The organism is Vibrio eleionomae, from assembly GCF_009874545.1.
GTDB classification, from domain to species: Bacteria; Pseudomonadota; Gammaproteobacteria; order Enterobacterales; family Vibrionaceae; genus Vibrio; species Vibrio nitrifigilis.
The window spans coordinates 1-7,811 of record NZ_WEKT01000096.1 but is presented as its reverse complement, the minus strand read 5'-3'; the positions used below and the strand labels follow the sequence as shown (position 1 = coordinate 7,811).

General features: G+C 39.4%; 7 protein-coding genes, 1 tRNA gene and 1 pseudogene. 1 reads left to right on the top strand and 8 read right to left on the bottom strand.

The window, feature by feature from the left end:
- Positions 1 to 256: 256 nt before the first annotated feature.
- From F9817_RS23220 to F9817_RS23210, 3 genes are all read right to left on the bottom strand, one after another.
- On the bottom strand, positions 257 to 952 hold the full coding sequence (locus F9817_RS23220) for a PEP-CTERM sorting domain-containing protein (protein WP_161158585.1): 696 nt from the start codon (positions 950 to 952) through the stop codon (positions 257 to 259).
- A 698-nt stretch (positions 953 to 1,650) separates the two neighbouring features.
- A tRNA-Lys gene (locus tag F9817_RS23215) sits at positions 1,651 to 1,726 on the bottom strand.
- A gap of 235 nt (positions 1,727 to 1,961) precedes the next feature.
- Positions 1,962 to 2,879, bottom strand: a complete 918-nt coding sequence (locus tag F9817_RS23210) for a LysR family transcriptional regulator (protein ID WP_161158584.1) — start codon at positions 2,877 to 2,879, stop codon at positions 1,962 to 1,964.
- Positions 2,880 to 3,017: 138 nt separating this feature from the next.
- Here F9817_RS23210 and F9817_RS23205 point away from each other — a divergent pair, with 138 nt between their 5' ends.
- Positions 3,018 to 3,647 carry an NADPH-dependent F420 reductase gene (locus tag F9817_RS23205; RefSeq protein WP_161158583.1) on the top strand — a complete coding sequence of 210 codons (630 nt, stop codon included), beginning with the start codon at positions 3,018 to 3,020 and terminating at the stop codon, positions 3,645 to 3,647.
- Between the two features lie 73 nt (positions 3,648 to 3,720).
- Here the strand turns inward: F9817_RS23205 and F9817_RS23200 are convergent, their stop codons facing one another.
- The 5 genes and pseudogenes from F9817_RS23200 to F9817_RS23185 all read right to left on the bottom strand — a co-directional run bounded on the left by F9817_RS23200 (position 3,721) and on the right by F9817_RS23185 (position 7,660).
- Positions 3,721 to 4,590, bottom strand: a complete 870-nt coding sequence (locus F9817_RS23200; protein ID WP_161158582.1) for an urea carboxylase-associated family protein — start codon at positions 4,588 to 4,590, stop codon at positions 3,721 to 3,723.
- Entirely contained in the window at positions 4,587 to 5,267 is a 681-nt protein-coding gene (locus F9817_RS23195; RefSeq protein WP_202436571.1) for a GntR family transcriptional regulator, read from the bottom strand. Before F9817_RS23195 ends, F9817_RS23200 begins: the two co-directional genes overlap by 4 nt.
- Positions 5,242 to 6,027, bottom strand: a complete 786-nt coding sequence (locus F9817_RS24465) for an amino acid ABC transporter ATP-binding protein (RefSeq protein WP_408063548.1) — start codon at positions 6,025 to 6,027, stop codon at positions 5,242 to 5,244. The genes F9817_RS23195 and F9817_RS24465 overlap by 26 nt, the downstream gene beginning before the upstream one ends.
- Before the next feature lie 126 nt (positions 6,028 to 6,153).
- Positions 6,154 to 6,795, bottom strand: a pseudogene (locus F9817_RS24460) (amino acid ABC transporter permease); the annotation flags it as partial.
- Positions 6,796 to 6,847: 52 nt separating this feature from the next.
- A complete protein-coding gene (locus tag F9817_RS23185) occupies positions 6,848 to 7,660 on the bottom strand; it encodes an ABC transporter substrate-binding protein (RefSeq protein ID WP_161158580.1) in 813 nt (270 codons plus the stop codon).
- Positions 7,661 to 7,811 lie beyond the last annotated feature (151 nt).

Genomic DNA, 7,811 nt, shown 5'->3' with positions numbered 1-7,811 from the left:
TAAATAAATAGTATGACAAATCATCACAACGTTATGATGATTTATGTAGCATTAAATAATCTCACCGCGATTAAATACTCCGAACAAAATACTTCATCTATTTCCATTAGTTTTATTTATGCACAAACTTGGTTGGTTAATTTGCACTTATTAAGTTCTCGATAAATATGACTCTGTAGCACCTTGTACAATGCCTTGATAGCAAAAGGCCGTGGCTGAATACTCAACCACGGCTCGTCATCCATTCCACCATTGTTTAAGCGGTGACGTATTTTCTTTTAGCAGAGCACACAACACGTATTGCCAGTAAACCTAATCCCAAGATGAGAATTGATGAAGGTTCTGGCACCTGACTCACGCTTGTTGAGGTTAACGAACTCACACTTAACGTGGTCACCGATGAACTCAATGTCGCATCAGTACTAACATTCAACACGTAGGACTTGTCATTTAATCCATACGGAATGCTGGTAGCAGGAACACTACGAAAGTAAGAGTTCATGACCAAAATATAGTCACCCGCATCTAAAGTGACGCCAATCTCTTCAAGAAAGAAGCTATCATCATCAGCCCAAAGAGAATCACAACCAACTGAAGAAGCATCTAGGTCAGTACATCCCGTACCGATATTAGTCCAAATTTCAACACCAGAAGTGCTGTATAGCGTTAGCATGGACCCAAATGCATTATCAATATCAAACCACCAGTTACTCCCTGATTCAGGGTTAGTAAAACTATAAAAATCGACAAAGTTATCGAGATCACCACTGATAGACACCCAAGACCAACCACTATCGGAGCCTATTACCCCTTCTTGAACACCAGTAGAGAATGAGCTATCCAGATTCAAAGCCTTTTTCTCGATGTTGTTATAGTGAACATCAGAGATAAATGACGCGTGAGTCAATGGCGCAACAACAGTTAACAACAATAATACAACTAACTTTACCATTAATAATTTCCTGCCATTAAGTGCGGACAGTGCTGTAATGCTAAATACATGCCATGTTTTAATCCTTTGTTTTTAATTGAAATTATCCAGATAAACACCTCTATCATTCAAGTGTGTAAAATTCTCTGACAATCTATCGTTTTAATCGTATGTCTGTATCCAACAAACCCTGTCTTTTTATGCCATAGGTTTAGTATAAAATCTGAGTGACTTCACGTATAAATCTCGGTATTTACACTTCAAAGATCCAAAATATCGCAATGCATCCCGATGCTATTCAAATAGTTAGCCACAATCGCTAGATACTTTTACCGCTCACCGTTTCAATAAAGCAGATCATACATAACCATCGGATTTAATTATTAATAAACTTTTTATGGAAACAAAACACGTAACTTCCTAGAACAGCGCTTAATGTTCTAACAACCTAGGTACCTGTAAGCTACAGTGTAAAAAAGTCAGACAATGGCGATGAGACACGAGTCAAAAAATCTAACACTTTAAATCAACGACGGATGAATCAATAAGAAAGACCAAGGTTACAGGTCTATCAATATCAATAAGATACGATCTAATAAGCCAATAATGATCGAGCAAATATGGGAGTATACGGATGTAAAAAATACTGACAGCTGAAAGTCGAACACCTAGTGAAATCAATTTCGGCAGAGAATAAGAAACATGACTTAGAGGGAAAATGGTAGGCCGTGCGGGGTTCGAACCCGCGACCGATTGATTAAGAGTCAACTACTCTACCAACTGAGTTAACGGCCTAGTATGGAATAGATAACTATTTATCAAATTATCTATTTAAAACAAGCAGGTAGAACTCGACTATGCGGCGCCACTCAGCTCATGACGAAAGAAAATAGACCTCTCGAAAGCCGCTGTCAAGCATCTAAGTAAAAAAGATAAGTATTTGTTGTATCAAGAGAAATTAACTATTGGTTATTAAAAATCCATAGGTAAAAGCTTGCGTAAAGTTTGGCATTAATACGTTTACTCATATTTAATTCATCTGACATGCCGATAAGTTGCTGTTTTCAAAATCTTGCACTGCAAAATCAATCAAAGTTCTTACCTTTTTCGGGACCACTTTCCCATTCAGATATGCAGCACAAAGAGGGAGAGTTTTCATTGAGTAATCAGAAAGTAATCGTACTAGGTTACCATTTTCTTCATCACGATATTTCTGTAACACAAAACTGGGACATAACGCGATACCTAAACCGTTCTGTGCCCAATCTTTTGCGATACGAGCATTGTTAACCGTAAAGTTGCGCGCTGGATGAAATACAGACTCTTGGCCATCTTTGCAAAACACCCATCGGTTAGCCTCGCGCATATTGGTATCTAGAATACAGGTGTGATGGACAAGATCGTCGGGAGAACGAGGTTCTCCATGTTGTTCCAGATAGCTTTGCCCAGCAATCAGCACACTAGTAATCGTGCCCAACTTACGCACTTTTAGTGTGTTTAGATCCGGCTTCCCAATGCGAAAAGCAATATCAAAACCCTCAGCCGCTAAGTCCACATGTGAATCACTTAACCTTAAATCGATAGAAAGATTAGGGTGCTGAACCGCAAAACGGCTCAACATCTCATTGATATACATTTCGCCAAAAGTCACTGGAGCTGAAATTCTTAATAATCCTGTTAAACCTTTTGCATCTTCCGACACACTGCCAATCAAGTCATCAAGTTCAGCAAGTAATGCGGGTGCTCGTGCTAATAATTCCTCACCTTGTGGTGTTAAACCCACTTGGCGAGTGGTGCGCTGTAATAATCTTGCACCGATCTTGTCTTCCAGTTGAGCGACATATTTTGAAGTTAAGCGATTAGATATTCCCAACCGATTCGCAGCATCGGTAAATGAGCCTGTTTGCGCCGTAATAACAAACGCTTTTAAACCATCGACTAAATCCATCGCTTACCTCATTAGGAACAAAATGTAGAAAGTTATTCTATATATTCTCCATTGTGTTGAAAAGGCCCGAGAGCAATACTGACATCACAGCGAAACAACATCGCAACTTAATAACTAACAACGAATTGGAGAAATATTATGAACATTGCCATCATCGGTTCAGGTAACATCGGCTCAGGTCTAGCTTTCACTTTTGGTCAAACTGCGTACAGCGTATCTTTGGCTTCACACCATGAAGAATCTGCTCGTCAAGTGGCTAATAAATTAGCTAAAGACAATATCAGTGCTGTCAGCATTGCTGATGCGGTAAAAGGGGCTGATGTCGTTATACTCGCAACACCATATGAAGCAATTAGCAACCTAGCAAGCAGTATTGATTTTTCAGGTAAAGTCGTCGTTGATGTGACTAACCCTGTGAAAGCCGATTTCTCAGGCTTAAGCATTGGTTTTGATACCTCCGCTGCTGAAGAAATCCAAACATTATTGCCAAAAGCAAAAGTAGTAAAAGCATTCAATACCGTCTTCGCACAAGTTTATGAACAAGGTTTAGAATTTGCAGGAAACAAAGCGCAAACATTTGTTGCCGCTGATGACGATGCGGCTAAACAAACCGTACTAACATTGGCTAATGAAGCAGGATTTGATGCAGTGGATGCAGGAGCACTAAGTAATGCGCGTTACCTAGAACCATTGGCTTATATGAATATTCACTTTGGTTACATGCTTGGAAAAGGTACTCAAATCATTCCAGCATGGCTATCTCGCTAATAGCGCTATGATGAAGTAACAAAATAAACAAAGGGCCGAATGGCCCTTTGTTTGAATTCACACTTTGCACTATTCACTCGGTTTTTTGTGCATCTGGCTGATCTTCCCATTTAGGAAACGGTAAACCATGATTACCTTTATAATCAGGTGAGCGTGGCTGCTCCCAACCTTCAAGTAATTCAGAATCGAGAGAGTAAATTTCAATACCTAAGGGGCGGCAAACTTTTAAAGGGTCTTCAGCTTCAGGCCCCCATAAGTGGACCGAAAGATCACCACCAGGGCATGTGGAAATCGCACACAGAAGATCAATCTCAGCAAAGAATTCTAGGTAATCGCCTTTCTTCGCTGGGCTGGCTTTCATGAAATACTGATCGTCACTATTTAGACCGGTACATTGGAATATATTAAGCACGTCATGAACGTCAAATTCAGTTAAACCATAAGGCATAATGGCTCTCGTCAAATTTGAATGGCAATGAAAATCAAAGTCTTCACCTGTCAGCATTTTATTCACGTACGGGTCGCAGCGTGTTCCCAATAAATCATGAATACGCCCACCGTGTTCATCCACACCGTAATCAGCCAAACTATCAGATGTAATGGTTGCCATGGGACGCAAGAATGGAAGATTGGACCACAAGCGATCATAAGTCGACACATGAGCCCCTTGTAACTGGCGGGTTCTTGATGCCCACATTCTTTCTCTCGGATTATGTGCATTCCACATATTGAAATCCCCCACCTGAGCACCTTCCTTGGCTACTACCCGAAAGACGTGTCCTGCTGGTACTTTCCATGCCTGCCCTGTACGAATAGGAACATGTACAGACTTCACTAATGTTCTTTTGCCAGTCTCTGCAGCAATACGCTGATAAAATTCTTTATCGATATTTAGAGCAGCCCCTTCTGAAGCCTGATAGGCAGCAGGATAATATTTAGTCATCGTAACTCCTTGTGTGAAAATACACTTAACAACATTTGCTCCGATTGATCTAAGTACTGATTAAGATGTTCGGCAGCTAACTCTCTTTGATTTGAAATAAGGAAATTGAGTAAAGATTGATCTTTCTCTACCCAAGGTTTTTGGAAAAACTCTTCGTCTGGAGCATTGGCAAAAAGCAATCTAAGCTGAGCGATAATCGTTGAGAAAAATAGATCAAATCTCGGACTCCCTATCGCGTTAACAATTGATTGATGAAAGCGTAAGCTGTAAGTGGCAACTTGATTCCAATTATTGTTTTCTGCTGCGCTTTGCATCATTTCTAAGGAATCTTGCATAGAATGAATAATCTCTCGCTTTATGTGTCTCCCACTGTTTATCGCTTGTAATTCCAGAGTTCGACGCACTCGATAGATGTCCTTGACATCAGCTCTCGTCATACGTCTTACCGTGACCCCTTTATTTCGTTGGTAATCGACTAATCCTTCACATAAAAGCTGTCTTAAGGCTTCACGTACAGTATTGCGTGATGCACCCAACGTTTCCGCAAGCTCAATTTCCCCTAACGTTTGTCCACCAGTAATTTCCCCAGAAATCATCATATTACGTAATGTATTTGCAATTCGTTCGAAGGCAGGAAGATCCGTTTGGGGACTAGGCATAACGATTTGTTGCATCATTTAACTCCAGGTTATTCGGGATAATTTCTTGGTTTGATAGAAACTTAGATAGTCGCGGGTGTGCTTCGCCAAGCAATTGCTCAGGAGCTCCCGATAGTTGGATTGCACCTTGTTCCATAAATACAACTCGATCTGATACTTTAAAGGCAAACGACATTTCATGAGTGACTATTACCATAGTCATTCCTTCTCGAGCTAATTGCTCAATTACTTTAAGCACCTCTCCAACTAATTCAGGATCAAGCGCCGATGTAGGCTCATCGAATAACATAATATCGGGTTTCATTGCTAATGCCCTCGCAATTGCTACCCTTTGCTGTTGTCCACCTGAAAGCTGATGCGGATACTTATGAGCATGTTCAATTAGCCCCACCTTATCGAGCAAACTAAAGCTGATTTGTTTGATTTCATCTGATGAACCTAATTTGTGATAAAGCGGAGCTAACATGATATTTTCGAGAACTGTTTTATGAGGAAATAAATTAAATCCTTGAAAAACCATACCAATCTTCTGAATATGCTGATAATAATTTTTTCCTATGCGACCATTAGGCGTAGGTTCAAGAAAAGGATTTCCCTCAATCATAATAGCGCCATCATCCAACATTTCTAATCCATTAATAGTTCGAATTAAGGTTGTTTTCCCTGAACCTGAAGGCCCAATAATAGAAATAACTTCTCCATTTTTAACTGCGAGATCAACGCCTTCTAACACTCTTTTTTCACCGTAATATTTATGAACTCCTGTAAGATTCACGATAGGGTATGAGGTAGGATTTATTGTCTGAATAGAAGGAACTTCACTTGTCATTTTAACCAAAGAGCGCTCTTCATCTGTAACCTGCTTAGCCGATTTATTCGTCACATCAAAATAACGTTCTAACCAATGAATAACTCTGTCAAATACAGTAACAATAAGAACATAATAAAAAGCAACAGCACACAGAGTTTCTATTACTTTAAAGTTCTGTGTATAAAGCCTCTGCCCAACCATCAATATTTCGGATAAAGAAATCACTGAAACTAAAGAAGTCAGTTTTACAATAGTGACAAATTCGTTAGATAGTGCTGGCAATGCAATTTTAATCGCTTGGGGAATAACAATAATTCTTTGAATTCCTGAATATTTAATTCCTAATGCTTTACCCGCTTCACGCTGACCTTTGCTTACAGATAACAACCCTCCACGGTGGATTTCTGCAATATAGGCTGTTTCACTTACGATCAAAGCAATTAATCCTGCAACGAAAGGGGAAGAAAGCCATTGAGCGCTCCCCGGTAGTAATAAAGGAGCGTTGTAAATAAAGATAAGTAACACCAAGAGAGGTAAGCTTCTAAATAACCAAATATAAGTACTAGCAAAAACCTGTAATAACTTAAAATGAGATTGCTTACTTAACGCCAACAAAAGCCCAAAGATATTCCCTCCCACCCAAGTGATAATACTCAATTTGACCACCAACACCGATGCTTGCCAAAAATCGACGTTGTGTAGCAACCCGACAAAATAATTCCAGTCAAAGTTCATCACATAGCTCCTTTATACTTCCTGAACTTATTGATTAATTAGTAGGTAATAACTACAGTGTTCCTTTTAATGCAGAATCAATTTCCTGAGCATCCGGTACAGATACGCTATATTGTTTAAGCAATGCCTTGAATTTGTCGGTTTTCTCTACAGCTGCTACTGCATCTTTTAATTTGGTTTCCAATTTACTATTGCCTTTTTTAAGGCCTAATCCCACAACGACCGGATAAACAATTGGACTAGTAATGTGAAGTTTGCCAGATTTATCCGCAGCTTCTTTCGCAACAGCAGCATCCTCTATTTGTGCATCAACCATTCCCGCGATTACTGCTTGGCTGGCTTCTGGTGATGTCGGGAATTCTCGTACATCAATTTTCTCTAACCCCTGCTTAACACATTGATTGGCAGAAACCTGATTTAATTTCTGAATCCAAGCCGCACCTTGAATAGAACTGACTCGTTTTCCGCATAAATCGGTCACATCTTTTGGTTCATAAGTAGATGACAACGGAGCAAGTATCACGCCTCCTGTTTTCATATAAGGGATATAACTAATTTGTTTTGCCCTAGCTGGGGTGACGTATAACGTGGACGCAATGACATCAAATTTATTGAGGTTAATTCCCATAATAAGATTGGCAAAGCGAGTATCCATAAACTTTGGCTCTTCGTTTAACTGCTCAGCTACCATCCTCATGAATTCAGCATCAAACCCAGACGCTTTATGTTTAACCAAATAGTTATATGGTGGGTAGGTTAAGTCAGTACCTATTCGTAAGGTATCAGCAGCATGGACTGTTATTGCAATCCCCGAGACAGTAAGTACCGACGCTATAGTTATCGTTATCCTTTTTATTCCTTTCATTTTTGGATCCTTCCAAGATTGTTCAACAATAATTGTTCAACAATCACCAAACAAATATCATGCCAATAAATTAAATATTGAAATATCATATTTTTAAATAAATTATATTGATAGTTGTATTTTTTATTTGTAGTGACGCACTCTTTCTAAC

Excerpts from the sequence above, each read along its gene's own strand:
- F9817_RS23220 (WP_161158585.1), bottom strand. The coding sequence starts at position 952 with ATGGTAAAGTTAGTTGTATTATTGTTGTTAACTGTTGTTGCGCCATTG.
- F9817_RS23210 (WP_161158584.1), bottom strand. The coding sequence starts at position 2,879 with ATGGATTTAGTCGATGGTTTAAAAGCGTTTGTTATTACGGCGCAAACA.
- F9817_RS23205 (WP_161158583.1), top strand. The coding sequence starts at position 3,018 with ATGAACATTGCCATCATCGGTTCAGGTAACATCGGCTCAGGTCTAGCT.
- F9817_RS23200 (WP_161158582.1), bottom strand. The coding sequence starts at position 4,590 with ATGACTAAATATTATCCTGCTGCCTATCAGGCTTCAGAAGGGGCTGCT.
- F9817_RS23195 (WP_202436571.1), bottom strand. The coding sequence starts at position 5,267 with ATGATGCAACAAATCGTTATGCCTAGTCCCCAAACGGATCTTCCTGCC.
- F9817_RS23185 (WP_161158580.1), bottom strand. The coding sequence starts at position 7,660 with ATGAAAGGAATAAAAAGGATAACGATAACTATAGCGTCGGTACTTACT.